At 68.9% G+C, this 20,529-nt stretch carries 22 protein-coding genes and 2 pseudogenes; 14 read left to right on the top strand and 10 right to left on the bottom strand.

Going from position 1 to position 20,529, the window contains the following annotated elements:
- The first annotated feature begins 67 nt into the window (after window positions 1-67).
- The 3 genes and pseudogenes from QFZ52_RS12890 to QFZ52_RS12880 all read left to right on the top strand — a co-directional run bounded on the left by QFZ52_RS12890 (window position 68) and on the right by QFZ52_RS12880 (window position 1,833).
- Window positions 68-1,221, top strand: a pseudogene (locus tag QFZ52_RS12890) (3-deoxy-7-phosphoheptulonate synthase).
- 147 nt (window positions 1,222-1,368) lie between these two features.
- Window positions 1,369-1,572 (top strand): helix-turn-helix domain-containing protein, encoded by a 204-nt coding sequence (locus QFZ52_RS12885; RefSeq protein WP_066215872.1) that lies wholly within the window; start codon window positions 1,369-1,371, stop codon window positions 1,570-1,572.
- 162 nt (window positions 1,573-1,734) lie between these two features.
- Entirely contained in the window at window positions 1,735-1,833 is a 99-nt protein-coding gene (locus tag QFZ52_RS12880; RefSeq protein ID WP_003792170.1) for a 30S ribosomal protein bS22, read from the top strand.
- Window positions 1,834-2,366: 533 nt separating this feature from the next.
- Here QFZ52_RS12880 and QFZ52_RS12875 read toward each other — a convergent pair.
- Window positions 2,367-3,182 carry an HAD family hydrolase gene (locus QFZ52_RS12875; protein ID WP_307497988.1) on the bottom strand — a complete coding sequence of 272 codons (816 nt, stop codon included), beginning with the start codon at window positions 3,180-3,182 and terminating at the stop codon, window positions 2,367-2,369.
- A 64-nt stretch (window positions 3,183-3,246) separates the two neighbouring features.
- On the opposite strand from QFZ52_RS12875, the gene QFZ52_RS12870 reads away from it, so the two are divergent.
- The 3 genes from QFZ52_RS12870 to QFZ52_RS12860 all read left to right on the top strand — a co-directional run bounded on the left by QFZ52_RS12870 (window position 3,247) and on the right by QFZ52_RS12860 (window position 5,101).
- Window positions 3,247-3,501 carry a glutaredoxin family protein gene (locus tag QFZ52_RS12870; RefSeq protein WP_278267286.1) on the top strand — a complete coding sequence of 85 codons (255 nt, stop codon included), beginning with the start codon at window positions 3,247-3,249 and terminating at the stop codon, window positions 3,499-3,501.
- Between the two features lie 29 nt (window positions 3,502-3,530).
- Complete coding sequence (locus QFZ52_RS12865; protein ID WP_307497986.1) at window positions 3,531-4,265, top strand: redox-sensing transcriptional repressor Rex; 735 nt, start codon at window positions 3,531-3,533, stop codon at window positions 4,263-4,265.
- A 152-nt stretch (window positions 4,266-4,417) separates the two neighbouring features.
- Window positions 4,418-5,101, top strand: coding sequence for an HAD family hydrolase (locus tag QFZ52_RS12860; protein WP_307497985.1), 684 nt, complete (start codon window positions 4,418-4,420; stop codon window positions 5,099-5,101).
- Between the two features lie 21 nt (window positions 5,102-5,122).
- Here QFZ52_RS12860 and QFZ52_RS12855 read toward each other — a convergent pair whose 3' ends face one another.
- The 5 genes from QFZ52_RS12855 to QFZ52_RS12835 form a co-directional block, all read right to left on the bottom strand.
- Entirely contained in the window at window positions 5,123-5,839 is a 717-nt protein-coding gene (locus QFZ52_RS12855; protein WP_307497984.1) for a GntR family transcriptional regulator, read from the bottom strand.
- A 175-nt stretch (window positions 5,840-6,014) separates the two neighbouring features.
- Entirely contained in the window at window positions 6,015-6,872 is an 858-nt protein-coding gene (locus tag QFZ52_RS12850; protein WP_307497983.1) for a hypothetical protein, read from the bottom strand.
- Between the two features lie 102 nt (window positions 6,873-6,974).
- A complete protein-coding gene (locus QFZ52_RS12845; RefSeq protein WP_307497982.1) occupies window positions 6,975-7,634 on the bottom strand; it encodes a hypothetical protein in 660 nt (219 codons plus the stop codon).
- Window positions 7,635-7,750: 116 nt separating this feature from the next.
- A complete protein-coding gene (locus QFZ52_RS12840) occupies window positions 7,751-8,260 on the bottom strand; it encodes a hypothetical protein (protein WP_307497981.1) in 510 nt (169 codons plus the stop codon).
- 215 nt (window positions 8,261-8,475) lie between these two features.
- The gene (locus tag QFZ52_RS12835) at window positions 8,476-9,021 is read right to left on the bottom strand and encodes a YceI family protein (protein WP_307497980.1); all 546 of its coding nucleotides are present in this window, start codon (window positions 9,019-9,021) and stop codon (window positions 8,476-8,478) included.
- Window positions 9,022-9,266: 245 nt separating this feature from the next.
- On the opposite strand from QFZ52_RS12835, the gene QFZ52_RS12830 reads away from it, so the two are divergent.
- The 5 genes and pseudogenes from QFZ52_RS12830 to ccsB all read left to right on the top strand — a co-directional run bounded on the left by QFZ52_RS12830 (window position 9,267) and on the right by ccsB (window position 14,174).
- The gene (locus tag QFZ52_RS12830; protein WP_307497979.1) at window positions 9,267-9,932 is read left to right on the top strand and encodes a histidine phosphatase family protein; all 666 of its coding nucleotides are present in this window, start codon (window positions 9,267-9,269) and stop codon (window positions 9,930-9,932) included.
- Between the two features lie 3 nt (window positions 9,933-9,935).
- Window positions 9,936-10,550: a TlpA family protein disulfide reductase gene (locus QFZ52_RS12825; RefSeq protein WP_307497978.1), complete on the top strand. Its 615-nt coding sequence runs from the start codon at window positions 9,936-9,938 to the stop codon at window positions 10,548-10,550.
- Between the two features lie 3 nt (window positions 10,551-10,553).
- Window positions 10,554-11,312 carry a cytochrome c biogenesis CcdA family protein gene (locus QFZ52_RS12820; RefSeq protein WP_307497977.1) on the top strand — a complete coding sequence of 253 codons (759 nt, stop codon included), beginning with the start codon at window positions 10,554-10,556 and terminating at the stop codon, window positions 11,310-11,312.
- A 72-nt stretch (window positions 11,313-11,384) separates the two neighbouring features.
- Window positions 11,385-13,164, top strand: a pseudogene (gene resB / locus QFZ52_RS12815) (cytochrome c biogenesis protein ResB).
- A complete protein-coding gene (gene ccsB / locus QFZ52_RS12810; RefSeq protein WP_307497976.1) occupies window positions 13,161-14,174 on the top strand; it encodes a c-type cytochrome biogenesis protein CcsB in 1,014 nt (337 codons plus the stop codon). The pseudogene resB and the gene ccsB overlap by 4 nt, the downstream one beginning before the upstream one ends.
- A gap of 164 nt (window positions 14,175-14,338) precedes the next feature.
- Here the strand turns inward: ccsB and QFZ52_RS12805 are convergent, their stop codons facing one another.
- Window positions 14,339-14,755 (bottom strand): PLDc N-terminal domain-containing protein, encoded by a 417-nt coding sequence (locus tag QFZ52_RS12805; protein WP_307497975.1) that lies wholly within the window; start codon window positions 14,753-14,755, stop codon window positions 14,339-14,341.
- A gap of 210 nt (window positions 14,756-14,965) precedes the next feature.
- On the opposite strand from QFZ52_RS12805, the gene QFZ52_RS12800 reads away from it, so the two are divergent.
- Window positions 14,966-15,289, top strand: a complete 324-nt coding sequence (locus QFZ52_RS12800; RefSeq protein ID WP_307497974.1) for a DUF4229 domain-containing protein — start codon at window positions 14,966-14,968, stop codon at window positions 15,287-15,289.
- 224 nt (window positions 15,290-15,513) lie between these two features.
- Here QFZ52_RS12800 and QFZ52_RS12795 read toward each other — a convergent pair whose 3' ends face one another.
- From QFZ52_RS12795 to QFZ52_RS12785, 3 genes are all read right to left on the bottom strand, one after another.
- Window positions 15,514-16,395, bottom strand: a complete 882-nt coding sequence (locus tag QFZ52_RS12795; protein WP_278267272.1) for a 1,4-dihydroxy-2-naphthoate polyprenyltransferase — start codon at window positions 16,393-16,395, stop codon at window positions 15,514-15,516.
- A gap of 90 nt (window positions 16,396-16,485) precedes the next feature.
- Window positions 16,486-17,601, bottom strand: a complete 1,116-nt coding sequence (locus QFZ52_RS12790) for an AMP-binding protein (protein ID WP_307497973.1) — start codon at window positions 17,599-17,601, stop codon at window positions 16,486-16,488.
- Between the two features lie 53 nt (window positions 17,602-17,654).
- Window positions 17,655-18,608 (bottom strand): 1,4-dihydroxy-2-naphthoyl-CoA synthase, encoded by a 954-nt coding sequence (locus QFZ52_RS12785; RefSeq protein WP_307497972.1) that lies wholly within the window; start codon window positions 18,606-18,608, stop codon window positions 17,655-17,657.
- Window positions 18,609-18,748: 140 nt separating this feature from the next.
- Between QFZ52_RS12785 and QFZ52_RS12780 the strand changes: the two genes are divergently transcribed.
- Both QFZ52_RS12780 and QFZ52_RS12775 read left to right on the top strand, forming a co-directional pair.
- Window positions 18,749-19,267 (top strand): choice-of-anchor A family protein, encoded by a 519-nt coding sequence (locus tag QFZ52_RS12780; RefSeq protein ID WP_307497971.1) that lies wholly within the window; start codon window positions 18,749-18,751, stop codon window positions 19,265-19,267.
- Window positions 19,209-20,285 (top strand): choice-of-anchor A family protein, encoded by a 1,077-nt coding sequence (locus QFZ52_RS12775; RefSeq protein ID WP_307497970.1) that lies wholly within the window; start codon window positions 19,209-19,211, stop codon window positions 20,283-20,285. Before QFZ52_RS12780 ends, QFZ52_RS12775 begins: the two co-directional genes overlap by 59 nt.
- Window positions 20,286-20,529 lie beyond the last annotated feature (244 nt).

Raw genomic sequence — 20,529 nt, 5'->3', positions numbered from 1 at the left:
TCCCTGCCCTTCGCCATTCCGGCGGGCTCTGCGGGTCAGGGTCCGTCCAGAACCGAGGACCCAGATCATGAAACCAGCAGCCATCGTGAACCCGGCAGCACCGTCCGCCGTGGACCTCCCGCTCACCCCGGGAGCCGCCTCTCCCGCCGCGACCGTTCCGGTGACCCGCTACGCGCCGCTGCCCACTCCTCGCGAACTCCGCGCCTCCCGGCCGCTCACGGCGGCGCAGGGGACCGTCGTCGCGCGGGCCCGTGACGAGGTCCGCGCCATCCTCAACGGTGTGGACGACCGGCTTCTGGTCGTGGTGGGTCCGTGTTCCGTGCATGACACCGAGGCGGGCCTCGAGTACGCCCGTCGTCTCGCGGCGGAGGCCGAACGGCACCGGGAGGATCTGCTCGTGGTGATGCGCTGCTACTTCGAGAAGCCCCGCACCACCGTCGGCTGGAAGGGCCTGATCAACGATCCCGGGCTGGACGGCGGCCACGACATGGCGACGGGCCTCGACCGGGCCCGCGGATTCCTGCTGGACGTGACGGACCTGGGACTGCCCGTGGCCACCGAATTCCTGGAACCGTTCAGCGCCCCGTACCTCGAGGACCTCGTGAGCTGGGGCGCGGTGGGCGCCCGGACCACGGAGAGCCAGGTGCACCGGCAGATGGCCGCGCGGCCCTGGATCTGCCCGTGGGCTTCAAGAACGCGACCGACGGCACCGTGGGACACGCGATCGACGCGTGCCAGGCGGCCGCGGGGGAGCAGTCGTTCCTCGGGACGGACCTGGACGGGCGGACCAGCGTGGTGCACGCGGCCGGGAACCGCGACGGGCACGTCATCCTGCGCGGCGGAGTCTCGGGCCCGAACCACGACGCCGGATCCGTCGCGGAGGTCTCCCGGGCCCTGCAGGCGAGGGGCGGCAACCCTCGCGTGGTGGTGGACGCGAGCCATGCCAACAGCGGCAAGGACCATGTGCGACAGGCCGGGGTCGCCGTCGAGCTCGCCGAGCAGCTGGAGACCGCCGCGACGGCCGACGCGATCGCCGGGGTGATGCTGGAGAGCTTCCTGGTGCCCGGCGCCCAGAAGTTCGACCCTCAGACGGATGCCTCGACGCGCGAGGCCCTCGTGTACGGGCAGAGCATCACGGACGCCTGCATGGGCTGGGAAGTGACCTCTGACGTGCTGAAACGTCTCGCCGTCGCGAGCCGGAACCGGAGGGCGGGACAGTAGTCATCCGACGCATCCGTGGCGCCTTTCACTTTAGGCTCAATTGCCACTAGAGTTACTAGCACTCAGGATGGGACAACCTCAGTACCGACACGCCGCACTACCTCGCGGCGTGAACCAAGGCTGAATTGCAGGAGGGGGAGGCCGGACGTGGCCCACTTTGCGAACACCGACTTCCTCACGGTGGCTGAAGTTGCAGACCAGATGCGTGTGTCCAAAATGACCGTCTATCGCCTGATTCACTCGGGTGAGCTGCCGGCTGTGCGCTTCGGGCGTTCCTACCGTGTGCCGGAAGTGGCTGTCGAGGAGTACGTCCGCGCAGCGGTCACGGGGAATCGCTCCGAAACCGCGTGAACCTGGGTTCCTCCGGACCGGTCCTCAGGGACCCGGTCAAGGGCAGGCTGCCGGAAGCGGTACCCTGTTAAGGAACGTTTTACGTCATCGTAAGAAAGTGTGGCTTGCCAAGCCCCGGATTCTCGGGTGCGGGGTGGCCGCGTATTACCGTAAGGAACTTCTGTGGGTTCAGTTATCAAGAAGCGTCGCAAGCGCATGGCCAAGAAGAAGCACCGCAAGCTGCTTCGCAAGACTCGCCACCAGCGCCGCAATAAGAAGTAGAGATACTTCGCACGCGTACAGGCCCGGAACCGTCAGGTCCCGGGCCTGGTGCTTTTAACGCGCGACGACGGCGGGTCGCCTTGGGTGGCCGCGAGGCAATCCCCCGCGGCTTAGACACGAACCTCCGCTCGTTCCTCGCTACGGCTCGCGATGCGCCGCTTTCGGGATCGCCTCACGGCTCTTCCGATGTCACCGCGGTCGTCGCGCCCGTGAGCGTGAGGCCGGGACGTTGAGGTTCCGGGCTGACGCCTGCTCCGTGGGGAGAGGCCCGAGGGGCGGGGTGTTCTTGAGGTTGCAGTTTCTGGGGTTTGGGAGGCGTGGAACCCCGAGAAAGTGCACTCTCGACCAGCCGCCCCCGCAGAATCCGAGCACCTCGGGCAATCTCCCACCGAAACCACGTCGCGGGCGGAGTGGAACAGGAGCCGGCGTCGTGGGTTTTCGGAAGCGGCGCATCGCGAGCCGTAGCGAGGAACGAGCGAAGGCTCGTGTCTAAGCCGCGTGAAAACCCGCGAAAGCCGGCACGGCAGGAAGAACTACCTCCGCCCGCGGGCGTGGTTGAGACCCCTCCAGAGCCCGTACACCGCCCCGCCCACGGTGGCCGCCTTCAGGCCCAGGGTGGCGGCACGGCGGCCGGAGCGGAAGTCGTAGACCGGCCAGTTCTGGGCTTTGGCGTGACGGCGCAGACCGGCGTCGGGGTTGATCGCGACCGGGTGGCCCACCATGCTCAGCAGGGGGATGTCGTTGTGGGAGTCGCTGTAGGCCCAGCATTCCGCCAGGTCCAGCCCTTCGGCGTCGGCGAGGGCGCGGGCCGCGTCGGCTTTGGCCTCCCCGTGCAGGATGTCTCCGACCAGCCGTCCGGTGTACACGCCGTCGACCACTTCGACCCGCGTGCCCAGCGCGCCGGTCAGGCCGAGCCGTGACGCGATGGGTTCGGCCAGTTCGATCGGGGTGGCCGTGATGAGCCAGACCCTTCGGCCGACGCGCAGGTGCTGCTCGGCGAGGGCGCGGGTGCCGGGCCAGATCCGGCTGGAGATGCTCTCCTCGAAGACCTCGTCCCCGAGGGTCGCGACGTCTTCGGCGCGGATCCCGGCGGCGATCTTCATGCCGCGGTCGCGGATCTCGTGGACGTCGGAGAGCTTCTCGCCCCGGACGATGAATTTGAGCTGCTGCCAGCCGAACGAGGCGGCGTCGCGGAGGGTGAAGACCTTCCGCTCGTACATCTTGCGGGCGGCGTGGAAGATGCTGGCGCCGCGGATCAGCGTGTTGTCCACGTCGAAGAAGGCGGCTTCATGGCGGTGCAGATCGGCCACGGGAACGCTGGAGGATGATTCAGTTCGCGTGGAGGCCATGAAGACGAGTCTATCCAACGGCGCTGATGTGCCGTGGGCGCCCCGATACCGCTACCGTGGGAGGATGCGGGTCCCTGAACTTCTCCTCATCACCAAGAAGGACTGTCATCTGTGCGCCGCGGCCCGTGAGACCGTGTCCGAGGTGGCCGGCCGCCTGGGCGTCCCCTGGCGCGAATCCCTGATCGACGACGACGCCGGGCTGCGGGAACGGTTCGCCGACGAAGTGCCCGTGGTGATGATCGACGGCGTGCAGCGCGACTTCTGGACGATCGACCCCGTCCGCCTGGAACGGAAGCTGCGCGCTGCGCAGCAGGGCTGACCGAGGCCGCCCGTGAAGAAGACAGACCGATGAAGAAAAAAGAACTGAGTCCGCTGCCGACCGGGGGGAAGCCCCCTGTGGAGGTGCCGCGCACCGCGCAGGACCCGCTGAGCGGATATCCGGCTGCCGGGCAGGCGGTCAAGCAGATCCCGCCGGCCGCCGTCGCTCGTCTGACGCTCTACCTGCGCGCCCTCAACTCCCTGACCGGCGACGGCGTGGAGCGGGTCTCCTCGGAGGCGCTGGCGGAAGCGTCCGGGGTCAGCTCGGCGACGCTGCGGAAAGACCTCAGCTACATCGGCTCGCACGGCACGCGCGGCGTCGGCTACGAGGTGGATTACCTGAACCGGCAGATCGCCGCCGCGCTGGGCCTCACGCTGGACTGGAAAGTGGCAATCGTGGGTGCGGGCAACCTGGGCCGCGCGCTCGCCCGGTATGGCGGCTTCCAGTCACGCGGGTTCGACATCGTGGCGATCTTCGACGCCGACCCGCTCATCGTCGGCCAGGAGATCGGCTTCCTGCGGGTCAGCGACGTCCTCGGTCTCGAAACAGGACTGGCGCAGACCCGGGCGAACATGGTGGTGCTCGCACTGCCCGCGCATGTGGCCCAGGAGATGTGTGACCGCGTGGTCTCGGCCGGGGTGAAGAGCATTCTGAGCTTCGCGCCCATCACGCTCCAGGTCCCGGACGGGGTGAATCTGCGCAAGGTGGACATGGCCACCGAGTTGCAGATCCTGGCGTATCACGCTCAGCGTCTGGTGGACTGACCCGGCCCTTCGTGGCGCCGGAACGGCCGCGGGGATGAAAAGTCGCCGCCTGGCGGGGGAACACTCGGTAAACTTTGGTCTAGACCAAAAGATCCCGGGAGTCGAGCCTCTAGTGTTCCCTCCGTAAGGTCTCCCGCCGCAAAGGAACTCCCATGCCTCAGCCCTCCTCCGCCCCCGACGCCGTCCGCGCGCTCCTGGACTCGGCCGAGGCGGTGCTGTTCGATTTCAACGGGACGCTCTCCCTCGACGAGGACCTCATGGCCCGGCTCTACGCGGACGCCGCACGGGAGGTCTGCGGGCTGGAGCTCACTCCGGAGGAATACGGCGAGCGGTTCGTGGGCCTCAGCGATCCGGACATCTGCGCCGCCCTGGCCTCGGGGGATGAGCGCCTCGCAGCCCGCATCCTGGACCATCTCTGTGGGGCGTACCTCCGCGAGATCCGCCGGGAGCCGCGGATCCCCGCCGCGCACGTCGCCCTGGTCCGCGAACTCGTTGCCGCCGGGACGAGGGTCGCCGTCGTGACGGGCACACTGCGCCGCCTGCTGGAGCCTGCGCTGGAGGACAGTGGGCTGTCGGGGCTGATCTCCGCCACGGTCTGCAGTGACGACGTCGAGCGCGGCAAACCGGACCCGGAGGGTTTCCTGCGCGGCGCCGAGCTGCTGGGTGCGCCTGCCGCGGCGACCGTGGTCTTCGAGGACTCACTCGCCGGGGTGGCCGCTGCGCGGGCGGCGGGCATGCGGTGTGTGCTGGTCGGGCCGCTCGCCACTGCGACGCCGGCCACGGGTGCGCCCGCGGAGGTGCACCCGCTCGGGGAGCTCGCGGCGCTGGCGGCCTGAGCGCTCCCGGACGGGATTGGCTCAGGTGGCGCCGGTGGTGACCCGCAGGCGCAGGGAGTCCGAGCGGTGGATGTCCTCCGCGTACTCCACCGGCAGGCCGTCCGAACGATAGGCGGTCCTGATGATCCGCAGGACCGGGTGGCGGGCGCCGATCGAGAGGAGTTCCCGCTCTTCCGGTGTGGCCGCGGAAGGGGTGAGGTCCTCGGTCTTCCGGACGGGTTCCCAGCCGAGACCCTCCAGGCGCGCGTAGACGGAGCCGGTCAGTGATTCGACGGCGAAGCCGGGCAGCCTCTCCGTCGGGAACCACGAGTCCTCAAGCATGAGCGGTTCCCCGTCGAGGAAGCGGAGCCGACGGAGCCGGTGCGCGGGATCTCCCGCGGGGATCCGGAGCGCCTCGGCCACGTCCTCCGGAGCGGGGAAGGTTTCGGCGAGCAGGATCCGGGACTCGACCACCGCTCCGGCACGTGAAAGCTGCTGGAAGAGCCCCTGCAGGGAACCGAGTTCCAGCACGGGGACGTCCCCGGACACGAACGTCCCTCCGGCCCGTCCCGGACGGCGGCGGAGCACCCCCTGGAACTGTAGGGTCTCCAGCGCCTGCCGGAGCGTCATGCGGCTCACGCCCAGTTCCGCTGCGAGGTCACGTTCGGCCGGGAGCTTCGTGCCGGGCGCGTACCGGCCGGAGGCGATGGCGTCCCGGAGGGCGTCTTCAATGCGCTGCGAGGAGGGGCTGCCGGTCACGGGGTCAGCCTATCGCCCGGCCGTGACGGCCGCAGGAATGCCGCAGCTGGGTATGCCGATGCCGGAAATGCCGCAGCCGGGAATGCCGCAGCGCCCCGCCCAGGTGGGCGGGGCGCTGCGGGGGGACGGAACGGGTGGGAGTCGCCGTCGTCGTCCGTGAGAGGTGCGATCGTGGTCAGAGCGGTGCGCGGAAGCGGGCGAACTTCTGGAAGTCCCTGTAGAGCTTCATGCGCGCGAAGAAGGCGCCCGAGTCTGGCAGCCAGCACAGCACGATCGCGACGACGCCGCACAGGATGCTCAGCAGATCCAGGAGGGAGGGGGAACCGAAGCCGGTCACGGAGATCGCGGCCAGGACCGTGCCCAGGACCCTGGCCCAATGGTGGCCCTTCTTCACGAAGATGGCCACCAGCAGATAGAGCGCCACGGTGAGGATGAGGGTGATCACCATGGACGCGATGACCATGCCCTTGAGCGAATCGCCGCTCTGCCGGGACAGGATGTCCCTGGTGCTGGCCGGCGCCTGCTCCAGGGCCCGGCGGAACAATTCGTCCAGGTCCATGCCCAGGAACACCTGCAGCGAGGAGATGAGGCCGAAGGCGCAGCCGGAGAGGATCAGCCAGAAAGCCCAGCCGATGGTCCGCGGTTCCTGCGGCTTTTCCGGCGGGGCGCCCTGGTACCAGGGACCGGGCTGCACGGGTGTCTGCCAGGACTGGGCGCCGGGCTGTGGAGCGTATGGACCCTGGTGCGGGGCGTACGGACCGGGCTGCTGCTGGGCGTGACCCTGCCAGCCGCCCTGCTGGGCGGCGCGTGCCTCGGCCTCCTGGTCGCGCTGGTACTTCTCATACGGGGAGGGCAGCCCGAGATCGGCGGCGCGGAGCCCGTACTGGGGCCGGTCCTGCTGGGGCCGGTCCTGCTGAAGTGGCGCCTGGGCGCCGGCCGGCTGGCCCGGCGCCTGCTGGGCGTCCTGCCCCGAGCCACCTTCCGGGGCGACGGGCTCGCGGCCCGGTTCCGGAGTGGGCGTGTGGCTGTTCATGTGGAAATCCCTGACTGGGGCGTGGCCCCGGACGAGCCGGGGTGGGACGTCGACCACGTCCCACCCCGGCTCATGGACGGTGTGCTGCTGCGGTTCCGGCGCTCAGAACTTCGGGCGCTTGGCGAAGTACGGGCTCGAGTCCTTCAGGTAAAGGAGCACGATGGCGGCGATGCCCATCAGGACGACGACGATGTTCAGGACGTTGCCGCTCATCAGGCTGAAGAGCGAGAGCGCCGCGAAGACGGTGCCGAGGATGCGCGCCCAGTTGGCGCCCTTGCGGACGAAGAACGCCACCAGGAGATACAGGCCCAGCTGGATGACGCCGATCACGATCGACATCACGGTGATCATGGACCGCAGGGAATCCGCGGTGCCGCCGGACTGCTCGACCTGGCGGACCAGGTCACGGTACTGAGCCGTGTCGCCGACGAGGGCGGCGCCCAGCAGGGAGGCCACCAGATTGAGCACGCCGGCCGCGATGATGAGCCAGAAGGCGATCTCCACCTTCTGGGGACGTGCGACGGGTGCCGAGGGGTTCTCGCCGGGCCACTGCGGAGCGCCGGGGTAGCCGGACGACGGCGGGCCCGGCTGGGTTCCATAGGCCGGGGGAGCGCCGTACTGCGGTGCGCTCGGATTCGCACCGTACTGCGGCGGGCCCGGCTGGGATGCGCTCGGCTGGGATGCACCGTACTGGGGTGCGCTGGACGGCTGGTCTTGGCCTGGCTGCTGAGGGGTTGCAGGCTCGTTGGGTGTGCTGCTCATGACAGCTCCTTCGTGAACGGCATGTACGGGTCGCGCCGCCAGGAACACGGCGTTCCCTCTACCGTATCCCCTGGGCGGGGGCGTATCCCCAGCCCAGGGGATGATTCTTCAATTCCTCAGACGAAGTGCTTCTGCGACTCGGGCAGCCACATGAGGACGGCCGCGGCGACGGTCACCGCGGAGCCGATGGCTGTGATGCTGAGGCCTACCAGGCCCACGATCAGCCCGATGACGGCGAGGCCGCCCAGGATGCTGAGGACGATCCGTGCCCAGCGGGAGCCTTCCTTGAGCCGGACGGCGATGAAGATGACGACGGCGGCCCAGATGATGCTCCAGATGATCCCGCCCACGGAAGCGCCGATCGCGATGCCCGCGTAGGAGCCGTACGTCGCGGTGAGGAGGAAGACGTTGATGATGGACAGGAGCACGCCGAGCACGGCTCCTGCCACCCAGAGCCAGTAGGAGTAGGCCAGCTGCTGGGGGACGCCGGACACGTCCTTGAGCCGGACGGCGAGATTCTTCGTGTCGAAACCGAAGCTGTTCCGGGCCGGGGCTGCATAGCCGAGACCCGCGGGAGGTTGGTTGCTGGGTGCGGTGCCCGGAGCCCCGGGATATTGGCTGCTCATAATCCACACTTTAGGGTCGACGGGCCGCGCCGGATAGACCCTGGCGTAACTTTCGCCGGAGCGCAATGCATCCGTTACCCCGAGGTAACGGTGTGAGTGACCTGGGATGACGCGGCGCTTAACGCAGGATGCCCGACGGCGCCGGGTGGCGTCGTCGGGCATCCAGGCCGGCATCATCCTTCAGGACGATGCTGCGGCCGTGCGCCGGGCGGGCTTCAGTTGGCGGACGGGGCCAGGAAGGAGAGCTCGAGGTTGATCTTGACCTTGTCGGAGACCAGCACGCCACCGGCTTCCAGGGCCGCGTTCCAGGTCAGGCCGAACTCCTTGCGGGAAATGGTGGTCTCGGCGGAGACGCCGGCGCGGGTGTTGCCGAAGGGGTCGACGGCCACGCCGCCGAACTCGGCGTCGAAGGTCACGGGGACGGAGACGCCCTTGATGGTCAGCTCGCCGTTCAGCTTGTAGTCCTCGCCGTCGCCTTCCAGGCTGGTGGACTTGAAGGTCAGGGTCGGGTGGTTCTCCACGTCGAAGAAGTCCTCGCCCTTGACGTGGCCGTCACGGTTGGCGTCGCCGGTGCTGATGCTGGCGGACTGGATGGTGGCGTCCACGACGGCGTCGCTGTCGCTGACGGTCACGGTCGCGGCGAGATCGCCGAAGGTGCCGCGCACCTTGCTGATGCCTGCGTGGCGGACGGTCCAGGCGGCCTCGCTGTGGGACGGGTCCAGGGTCCAGGTGCCGGCGGTGAGGTTGGTGGGGATGCTCATGGGGTTCTCCTTGTCAGGTCACTCAGGTCGATTGGTTGAAGCCTCAACCAACCTTCTGTCACCCAGTATAAACATGCATATGCATCTTTTGTTCCCGGGTTCGGAAAATTTTTCCTGAACTTCCAGCGTGGCGCCAGTCACATGTCCCCGCGTGATCGGCGCCGCCCGCCGATTCATGGCGGATTCTCAGCCGCTGCGGGCCCACTCTGGCCCGGGCCGCCCTTAAACTCTGAGAAAATGGAGCCATGCCCCATGCAATCGTTCATCTGATGCGCCACGGCGAGGTCCACAACCCGGACGGCGTCCTCTACGGGCGGCTCCCCGGCTTCCACCTCTCAGAACGTGGTTATCGCATGGCGGACCGTCTCGGCGAGTACTTCGGCGCGCAGCGTGAGGCCGGTGCGGCCATCGTGCACCTGGTGGCGTCACCCCTGCTCCGCGCCCAGGAGACCGCCGCTCCCACCGCCTCCGCGCTGGGACTGGAGATCGAGACCGACGAACGGGTCATCGAGGCGGAGAACCACTTCGAAGGACTGCGGGTCAACCGCAAGGAACTCCTGAACCCGCGGCACTGGCCGCACCTGATGAACCCCCTGCGCCCGTCCTGGGGTGAGCCTTACGCCGCTCAGGTGAGCCGCGTCATGGCGGCCGTGCACCAGGCCCGGGAGACCGCCGTCGCGCGTGCCGGAGCGGGAGCGGAGGCCGTGATCGTCAGTCACCAGCTGCCCATCTGGTCCACGCGCCTGGCCGCCGAGGGCCGCCGTCTGGCCCATGACCCCCGCAAGCGGGAATGCACGCTCACCTCGGTCACCTCCCTCCTGTTCGACGACGCCGGCCGGCTGGTCGGTGTGACGTACCGTGAACCCGCCGCCGACCTCCTGGTGGGCGCCTCGACCACCCCGGGAGCCTGAGCGATGAGCACCGAACGTTTCTCCCCGGACCGCCGCCGGGTCCTCGGCCTGGCGGGCGCCGGTCTTCTGGGCCTCGCCTTGTCCGCCTGCAGCCAGGACGACCCGCTCGCCAAGCAGGCCCGCGCCGGTGACAACAAGAACTACGTGGCCGGGGACGGTTCCGTCACCGAGTTCGCCCCGGATCAGCGCAAGGCGGCCAAGGACTTCCAGGGTGTCCTGTTCGACGGGAAGCGCGTCACGAGCAAGGACCTCGAGGGCAAGGTGGTGGTCATGAACTTCTGGTTCGCCGCCTGCGCGCCCTGCCGCGTCGAGGCCCCGGACCTCAAGGCCATGCACACCGAGTTCGCGCCGAAGGGCGTCGAGTTCTACGGCGTCAATCTCCGCGACGAGAAGGCCACGGCCGAGGCGTTCGAGAAGAACTTCGGCATCACCTACCCCAGCTTCAACGACAAGGACGGGCAAGTGCTGCTCTCCGTGTCCGGCCTGGTTCCTCCGGGCGCCGTGCCCACCACGCTGATCTTCGACCGGAAGGGCCGGGTCAGTGCCCGCATTCTCGGCCAGCTCGAGAAGGGCACGCTGAAGACCCTGATCGCGTCCGCCCTGGCGGAGCGGGCCTGACCCATGCCCAACAACCCCTTCGCGGAGACCGTGCTCAACGGTTCGCTGCTCCTGGCGATCCCGGTGGCCATGCTCGCCGGGCTGGTCTCCTTCCTCTCACCGTGCGTCCTGCCCCTCGTGCCGGGATACCTCGGCTACGTCACGGGGCTCACCGGGGTGGATCTGGAGAAGCAGCGGCGCGGCCGGATCTTTGCGGGCGTGGCGCTGTTCGTGCTGGGCTTCTCCGTGGTGTTCGTCCTGCTGGGCGGCGCGTTCGGTCAGCTCGGCGGTCTGATCTCGGGTGACCGGCTGCCGACCGTCACCCGTTGGCTCGGCGTGGTCGTGGTGATCATGGGCATCATCTTCCTGGGCGGTTTCGACTTCTTCCAGCGCAACGCCAAGCTCAAAGCCAAGCCGCCCGCCGGGCTGTGGGGCGCGCCCCTGCTCGGCATGACGTTCGGACTGGGCTGGGCGCCGTGCATCGGCCCGACCTATTCGGCGGTGCAGCTGCTCAGCCTCTCGGGCGGTTCGACGGCGGCCAAGGGCGCCTTGCTGGCCTTCGCCTACAGCCTCGGCCTGGGGATCCCGTTCCTGCTGATCGCCCTGGCGGTCCGGCGCGGCATGGGTGTCATGAAGTTCTTCCGCCAGCACAAGCTCGCCATCCAGCGGCTCGGCGGACTCATGCTGATCGCCTTGGGCCTGCTGATGATCAGCGGCCTGTGGGGGGAATGGACGGTTCAGCTCCAGACCTGGTTCCAGAACGAGGTGAAGCTGCCCATCTAGGGCCGGCGCGGGAATGGGACCAGAGGACATGAAGCGCGGACAGGGAAAAGCGCAGACAGGGAAGAAGCACGGATGAGTGAGACGGTGAAGAAGCCCGAGGACACGGAAGCGCAGGCCACGAAGGCACAGGCCAAGAAAGCCCAGAGCAAGAAAGCCCAGAGCAAGAAGGCGCAGCAGCGGGACATCGCCGTCCCGGTCCTGGGCCCGCTCGGCATGCTCCGCTGGGCCTGGACGCAACTGACCAGTATGCGCACCGCCCTGCTGCTCCTCCTCCTGCTGGCGGTGGCGGCGGTCCCCGGCTCGCTCTTCCCGCAGCGCCCGGCCAACCCGGCCGTGGTCACGCAGTACATCAAGAACAACCCGGTCACCGGGCCGTGGCTGGACCGTCTCCAGCTCTTCGACGTCTACGCGTCCTACTGGTTCTCCGCCATCTACCTGCTGCTCTTCATCTCGCTGATCGGCTGCATCATCCCGCGCGTGCGGGCGCATTACAAGGCGCTGCGCACCGCCCCGCCGAGGACCCCGCGCCGCATCTCGCGGCTGCCCCAGTACGGCACCCTGGTGATCCCGGCCGCGCAGGGGGCGACGGCGTCGTCGGCGCTGGAGGATGCCGCGGCGGTGCTGCGCAAGCGCCGCTACCGCGTGGAGACCCGCGACGCCGACGGCGAGCGTCCCCACCTCGGCGCCGAGACCGGCTACCTGCGTGAGGTCGGCAACCTCGTGTTCCACAGCTCGCTCGTGGGTGTGCTCGTCTCCGTGGCCCTCGGTGGACTTTTCGGATACAGCGGCCAGCGCACGATCGTGGAGGGCGAGACCTTCGTCAACACTCTGGTGGGCTACGACCAGTTCACGCCCTGGGACCAATTTCCAGTCGGCCTGGCTGAGCCCGTACTCGATGAGGCTGGACAAGTTCGAGGTCCGCTACGACCGCGAATCCGTCAAGCAGTTCGGCCAGCCGATCGACTTCACCGCCCACGTCACCACGCAGGTCGGCCCCGACGCGGCGCCCCAGCAGCAGACCCTGAAGGTCAACTCCCCGCTGGAGATCGGCGGGACCGGCGTCTACCTGGTGGGCAACGGCTACGCTCCGGTCGTCACCGTGCGCGACGGCAACGGGAACGTGGCACTGCAGGGGCCGATGCCCTCTATCCCGACGGACGGCGTCTACACCTCCACGATGGTGATCAAGGTGCCCGACGCCAAGCCGGATCAGCTGGGCTTCGTGGGCTTCTTCCTGCCGACCGCTGAGCTCAACGAGCAGGGCGTGGCGTTCAGCGCAGACCCGGATCCGCTCAAGCCGCAGCTGAACCTCAACTCGTACTACGGTGACCTCGGCCTCGACTCGGGATCCCCGCAGAACGTCTACAGCCTGGACGTGAAGAACCTCAAGCAGCTCAACGGCCGCGATCTGCCGGCCAAGGGCATCGTGCTGGACGCCGGGCAGACCTACAAGCTCCCGGACGGCAAGGGGTCCATCACGTTCGACGGGCTCAAGCGCTTCATCGCCGTCGACGTCCGGCACAACCCGGGCCAGGTCCCCGCGCTCGTGTTCGCGCTGGTGGCCGTGGGCGGTCTGGTGATCTCCCTCTACGTCGGGCGCCGCCGGGCCTGGGTCCGGACCGGAACCGCCGACGACGGCCGGGTCATGGTCGAGTACGGCCTCCTGGCCCGCGGTGAGGACCACGGCCTGGCCAAGGAGACCGCGAAGATCCGGCAGGCGCTTCAGGACGGCTGGGGACTGAACGCCGGACCCGGAGACCCGCCTGGCGGCTCCGGAAGCACGGCGGATAATGGTAAGAACGCGTCCGGGCCTGACACCGGGGCGGCGCGCAATGGAAAGGAAAGCTCATGACACCGCTGAACCCGCTGCTGGGGCAGTACAGCGAGCTCTTCATGCTGCTCGCCGCCGGAACCTACACGGTGGCGTTCATCGCCTTCGCTTGGGACCTGGCCAAGAGCAGCGCCACCCTGAAGGCGATCGATGAGCGGGCCGCGCAGCAGCAGGCCCGCCAGCTGGTCGGAGCGGGCGCGCCCGTCACGTCCCAGGGCTCCTCCGGGGGCGGCGCCATCACGGCGGATCCCTCCATGCGCTACGCCACGGAACGGCGAGTCCCCGCCCGCGTGGCCGTCGCGCTCACGGTCCTCGCGGCGCTGATCCACGGCGCCGGCGTGATCACCCGTGGCATCGCCGCCGGCCGTGTGCCGTGGGGCAACATGTATGAATTCCTCACCACGGGCGCCTGGCTCGTGGCCGTGGTCTTCCTGCTCGTCCTGCTGCGCCGCGACCTGCGCTTCGTGGGCACCTTCGTGACGGCGCTCGTCATCATCATGCTCGTGGCGGCCTCCGTCGCGTTCTGGACGCCCGTGGGCCACCTGGTCCCGGCACTGCAGAGCTACTGGCTGATCATCCACGTCTCCATCGCGGTGCTGTCCTCGGCGCTGTTCACCCTGACGTTCTCCATGTCGGTGCTGCAGCTCATCCAGTCACGCCGCGAGGGTCAGCTCGCCCTGGGACGCGAGGACAAGCTCAGCTTCATGCGCTTGGTCCCCAACGCCCTGAGCCTGGAGAACTTCAGCTACCGCATCAACACCATCGCGTTCGTCGGCTGGACCTTCACCTTGATGTTCGGCGCCATCTGGGCCGAGAAGGCCTGGGGCCGGTTCTGGGGCTGGGACACCAAGGAAGTCTGGACCTTCGTGATCTGGGTGGTCTACGCAGGCTACCTGCACGCCCGTGCCACCCGCGGCTGGACCGGAACCCGTGCGGCCTGGCTGTCGATCGTCGGCTACCTGTGCGTGGTCTTCAACTTCACGATCGTGAACCAGTACTTCAACGGGCTGCACTCCTACTCCGGACTCTGAGCCCGAGCCTCTGCGGCGCCTTCCGGACAGCGATCAGGCCCGGTCCCAGGATTCCTGGGACCGGGCCTGACGTGTATCCGGGGCCTCCGGCGGAGACGCTCGCGGGGCTTGGTGCGGAGCCGACCGGAGGTGCGGGGGGCGAAGGCGCGGGGTGCGGAGGTGCGTCAGGCGTCCTGGCCGGGAGCGCCGTCGTCGCCCTTGTGAAGCCGGCGTTCCTGCTCTTCCAGCTTCTTGCGCATCTCCTCGAGCTTGCGGGCCTCCTCCTGGTTGCGGCGGCGCTCCTCGAGGTTGCGCAGGAACTGGGGGTCGTCGTCGGGGCCCAGAGGCCGTCCGCTCGCGGTTCCACCGCCGCCCGCCCGGCCGTTCGTGGTGGGGCCGCCCGTGGCCGGACGCGTCGCGGCGGAGCGGGGACGGCCGAGCAGGAACCACAGGAGGGCGCCCAGCAGGGGCAGCAGAAGCAGCGCGACGATCCACACGCCCTTCGGGACTCCGCGCACCTCACGGGAGTCCGTGCGGAGGCAGTCGATGAGGGCGTAGATGCAGACAGCGACGATGACGACTGAGATGATGACCCGGGGCATCCTGTCAGTCTACTGAGCCGCCCTGGAAACCAGCTGGGGCGCGTGCGCCTGTGCCTGCCGCTGAGACAGTGAGTTTCCGCTGAAACAGTGAGCTGAACACACTGTTTCAGCGGAAACTCACTGTCTCGGCCGGGCGTGGGGGTGGGGTGGGCCGACGGTGGTGCGGGTGCAGGCCGGGGATCGCCCAGGAACGGCCGGTAGAATGGTGAGGTGGCGAATCTGAAGTACCTTCTCATCCGGCTGGCCCTCTTCGCGGTGGCTCTGGTCATCTGCCTCTTCCTGGGGACCGGCCTGATCCTCGGCGCGATCTTCGCCGCCGTGATCGCGTTCGCGGTCAGCTACCTCTTCTTCAGCCGCCAGCGCGACGACGCCGCGGTCCAGCTGGCGAGCACCATCGGCGCCCGCCCGCGGGACGGCCGCGCGGAGAAGGACGCCGCTGCGGAGGACGCCGAAGTGGGCCGGGCCGAGCAGAGCCTGCCGGAACCGGTGGAACCGCGCCGGAACGACGCCCCCACGGATTCGCGGAACGCTTAGAAACCCCTCAGCCCAGACCCACGGATGCCCCGGACCACGATGGTCCGGGGCATCCGTCGTTTGGGCCTGGTGTTGAGGTCCAAGAGTCCGGGTCCCCGGGGCCCGCGTCCCCAAATGCTGATTCCCCCGTGCCGAGTTCGTGGTTTCCGGGTGAGTTCGCGGGCAGAAGCCACGAATTCAGCCGGAAACCACGAACTCGGCCGGCCGCCAGGCAGGCCCGGGCCCTACACCCCGTGCTGGAGGATGAGCGCCACGGCGAACAGGGCCGCGTAGCCGAGGTTGAGCATGCCGGTCTGCTGCAGCACCGGGATCAGGGCCTTGCCGGTCCGGCCGGAGAGCATGAGCCAGCAGGGGAGCAGGGCCGCCGGGATCAGCAGCAGCACCAGGAGGATCCAGAGGTTCTCCGGCACCAGGATGAGCGAGGACAGGATGGCGACCGCGAGCATCAGCACGTAGGTGCGGCGGGCCAGGCGATCGCCGAGCCGGACGGCCAGTGTGTACTTCTTGGCGGCCTTGTCCGTGGGGATGTCCCGCACGTTGTTCGCCATGAGGACCGCGCAGGCGATGAGGCCCGTTCCGACGGCGCCCACGATCGCGCTGAGGCTGATGTGCCCCGCCTGGGTGTAGGTGGTGCCGAGCGTCGCCACGAGGCCGAAGAACACGAACACGAACAGCTCGCCGAGGCCCTGATAGCCATACGGGTTCTTGCCGCCCGTGTAGCCCCAGGCCGCGATGACGGCTCCCAGGCCCACCAGGATCATCCACCACGTCTGCGTGAGCAGGACCAGGACGAGGCCGGCCACCATGGAGAGCCCGTAGCAGCTCAGCGCCGCGATGAGCACGGCGCGCGGTTTGGCGGCCCCGGATCCGACCAGACGGAACGGGCCGACACGGTTCTCGTCCGTGCCGCGGATGCCGTCCGAGTAGTCGTTCGAGTAGTTGACGCCGACTTGGAGCAGGAGCGCGATGACCGCCGCCAGAATCGCGTTGACGAGATTGAAGGCGTGCAGCTGGTACGCCGCCGCGCTGCCGATCACCACGGGGGCGATCGCCGCGGGAAGGGTGCGGGGCCGGGCCCCTTGGATCCACTGGGCGGCTGTAGCCACGGTTACCTCTCGCTCGGCATCGGGTGCTGTTTCAGAATCTGCTGTTTCAGAATCCGCTGTCGCGGAGTCTGCGGCGCGGATGCGCCGTAGCTATTTTCCCCCATGTTCGGAGGCGAGCCGGGCAAGGATCGCCTGCCGGTCCACTTTGCCGTTCTCCAGCAGGGGCAGTGCGTCCCAGACGGACACCAGCCGTGGACGCAGGGCGCCGAAGTCCGCGCGCAGCGCTTCGGCCAGTGCCGTCGGGTCGCCGGCGGCTCCGGGGCGCAGCACGACGGCGGCTGCCACCGCCTGCCCCCACTCGGCGGAGGGGACACCGCCGACGAACGCCTGCGCGACGCCGTCGAGCGCTTCCAGCGCCCGCTGGACATCCAGCGCGGCGACCTTGCTGCCGCCGGAATTGATCACATCGTCCACGCGGCCCGTCACACGCAGCACGCCGTCGCTGTCCAGTTCGCCCAGATCGCTCGTGCGGAAGTACCGTTCGCCGTCGAGGTCCACGAAGGCGTCCTCGGTGGCCCGGGGATCGTCCAGGTAGCCGTCCGCGAGGGTCGGACCGCCCAGGTGCACGCGGCCGTCCACGAGGCGCACCTCGACGTCTTCCAGAGGCCGCCCGTTGTAGACGCAGCCCCCGGACGTCTCGGCGGAACCGTAGGTGGTGACCACGTTCAGGCCCAGCTCCCGGGCATGCGCCAGGAGCGTGGGGGAGACCGCGGCGCCGCCCAGCAGAATCGCGGTGAAGCGGCGCAGCACGCGCAGGGTGTCCTCGGCCGGATTCTCCAGTAGCCGCGCGAGCTGTGTGGGGACGAGGGACGTGAAGCGCACCGGATCGGTCAGCTCGTCCGCGGCGGCCACGAAGGCCTCCGGGGTGAAACCGCCCGAGAGGTCCATGGCCCACGGTCGCGTCCCGGCGAAGAGGGATCTGACCAGGACCTGGACTCCGGCCACGTAGTGCAGCGGCAGGGCCAGGAGCCACTGTCCTTCGCCCCGCAGGGCCACGGCCGTGGCCATGGAGCTGGCCGCCAGGGCCTCCGAGGAGAGCACGACGGCCTTGGGCCGGCCGGTGGAACCGGACGTGCGGACGACGGCGGCGGCGTCCGGGTGGCCGGGCAGCCGCACCGTGCCGATCCGCTCACCGAAGTCGACGGCCGGGCCTTCGCCGTGGAGGGCCGCGGCGAGGTCGTGGAGGACGGGGTCGAGGTTCTGCATGGGGTCCTGGGTGTCGAGGGCCTGGAAAGGGGAAGGGTCAGAAGGAGGCGGGCCTAGAAGTAGTACGGGAAGTCGGACCAGTCGGGATCGCGCTTCTCGAGGAACGCCTGCTTGCCCTCCACGGCCTCGTCCGTCATGTAGGCCAGGCGGGTCGCTTCGCCGGCGAAGACCTGCTGACCGGCCAGACCGTCGTCGGCGAGGTTGAAGGCGAACTTGAGCATGCGGATGGCCTGCGGGGACTGGCGGGCGATGTCCCGGGCGTAGCCCAGGGCCACGGTCTCCAGTTCGGCATGTGGCACGGCCTCGTTCACGGCGCCCATCCGGACCATGTCCTCGGCGGAGTACTCGCGGGCCAGGAAGAAGATCTCCCGGGCGTTCTTCTGGCCCACCTGGCGGGCCAGGAGCGCCGAGCCGTAGCCCGCGTCGAAGCTGCCCACCGTGGCGTCGGTCTGCTTGAACTTGCCGTATTCGCGGGATGCGATGGTCAGGTCCGAGACGACGTGCAGCGAGTGCCCGCCACCGGCCGCCCAGCCGTTCACGACGGCGATGACCACCTTGGGCATGGTGCGCATGAGGCGCTGAACCTCGAGGATGTGGAGGCGTCCGGCGCGTGCCGGGTCCACGGTCTCGCTCGTCTCGCCCTCGGCGTACTTGTAACCGTCACGGCCGCGGATGCGCTGATCGCCGCCCGAGCAGAAGGCGTGGCCGCCGTCTTTCGGGGAGGGGCCGTTGCCGGTGAGGATGACGGTGGCGACGTCGGGCGTCATGCGGGCGTGGTCCATGGCCCGGTAGAGCTCGTCGACGGTGTGAGGGCGGAAGGCGTTGCGCACCTCGGGCCGGTCGAAGGCGATCCGGACGCAGGGGAGGTCACGGATGACGGCGCCGTCCTCGTCCCGCTCCACCTGCCGGTGATACGTCAGGTCCGTGAAATCGAAGCCGTCCACCACGCGCCACTGGCGGGGGTCGAAGGTGTCGGAGACGGACGCTGGGAGGGCATTGGCGGTCATGGGTGCATACTATGCCCGGCGAACCCTCTCCAAATAAACGATAGAATACTCTCAGTGACGTTGACGTCTATGTCCACATGACCATGAGTCGGCGCACTGGGGGCGGTGCGCGGCATCGAGCCACCGAGGTTCTTCTTCTGATGAAATCCAGTCTGCGCCGCATCGGCGCGCCCACTTTCTCGCTGGCGGCCGGGGTCGCCGCCCTCCTTGCCGCAGGAACTCTCGCGGTCCAGAGCGCACCGGCCGCCGTCGCGGCTGCGGTGAACTGCATCCAGACGCTGCCCGGGATCGACGCGAATCCTGCGCCCGAAGGCTACGACAACAGCCCGAACCTCTTCGTCAAGGGCGGCTTCACGGTCGTGCAGAACGCCGCGGAGATGGAAGGCAAGGCCGTCGTGCTCGGCAACGCGTCCGTGACCAAGGCCAGCGGCATCTACAACGTCGGCACGGCCGGCGTCGGTTCCGGCCTGTGGCCGCAGCCGGGCACGGACCACCTGGTGGTCGGCGGCTCGCTGAGCGCGAGCTCCGGCGTGACGGTCGACGTCGGGGCCAACAACACCCCCCGGTGGAGGCGCGATCTCCGCCGGCGGCGACGTGACCGTGGCCAAGCTCAGCACCAACGGCGGCAAGGTCACCACGAACGACTCGTCCGCCGCTGACGCCTTCCGCGGCCTTCCGGCCCGCATCCAGACGACGTCGGCCTCCTATGCGGCGCTGCCCGCAACGGGCACGGTCTCCGTGACCGGCTGGGGGATCGACCTGGTGGGCGACGGCACCTCCGCGACCCAGGTCTTCACCCTCGACGGCAAGGCGCTGGGCACCGCGGTGCGGTCGCTCGAGGTCAAAAACGTGCCGGCGAAGTCGCGCATGATCATCAACGTCACCGGCGGTCCGCAGGTGACCCTGGGCCTGAACGCCCTCCTCCTCAACGGCGTCCCCGTGCCGATCAGCGACTCCACGTTCGGCGAGCTCGCCGGCCACATGCTGTGGAACTACACCGAGGCGCAGAACGTCCACGTGACGGGATCGGCCCAGGTGCCCGGCTCGATGCTGGTCCCGAGCGGGGCCGGCACCACGACCATCGACGTGCCCGGCTACAACGGCCGCGTCTACGTCAACGGCGATTTCGTCCACGGCGGCAGCGGGTCCGAGGTGCATGCCTACCCGTTCCCGGATGAGCTGACCACCTGCACCGTCGACCCGACCCCGCAGCCGACGACGTCCTCGCCGGTTCCGACGGAGACGGCCACATCGCCTGTCCCGACCGAAATCGCCACGTCTCCGGTGCCGACGGAGACTGCCACGTCTCCGGTCCCGACCGAGACCGCCACGTCTCCGGTGCCGACGGAGACGGCCACTTCGCCGGTGCCGACCGAGACGGCCACTTCGCCGGTCCCGACCGAGACCAGCACGTCCGCCCCGGCGACGTCCGCTCCGGCGACCTCGAGCCCCGTCACCTCCGCTCCGGCGACCAGCACGGCCCCCGTGGCCACGCCGTCGTCGTCCTCGACGAGCGCTCCCGTGAACGGCTCCGCGACGCCGACCGCCACCGGCAACGGTGACCTCGCCGTCACGGGCGCCTCCTCGGCGCTGCTGCCCACCGCGCTCGCCGCGTTCGGGTTCCTGGTAATCGGCGCCGTGACCCTGCTGACCGTGCGAGGCCGCGGACGGCACTGATCCCCGGCCCCGCGACCCTGGGCTCCAGTCTGAAATCCCCCGCTCGGCGACCAGCGCCGGGCGGGGGATTTCCGTGTTTCCGGGGACGGAACCCGACATCTGACTCTGAAACATTCGTCAAATGTTGGAAACTGCGGGAATCGGCCTGCCCAGCTGTCGAAGTCCGGCGAATATCCTCCCACGTGCGGGCCGCATGATCAGTGTGATGTGCGACTCAAGCGCGTGTTAGTCAAATCACGTTCGG

The sequence above is a fragment of the Arthrobacter woluwensis genome, assembly GCF_030816155.1.
Lineage (GTDB): Bacteria > Actinomycetota > Actinomycetes > Actinomycetales > Micrococcaceae > Arthrobacter_E > Arthrobacter_E woluwensis_A.
Note: the sequence above shows the minus strand (reverse complement) of the source record. Positions and strands in the feature narration are given on the sequence as shown.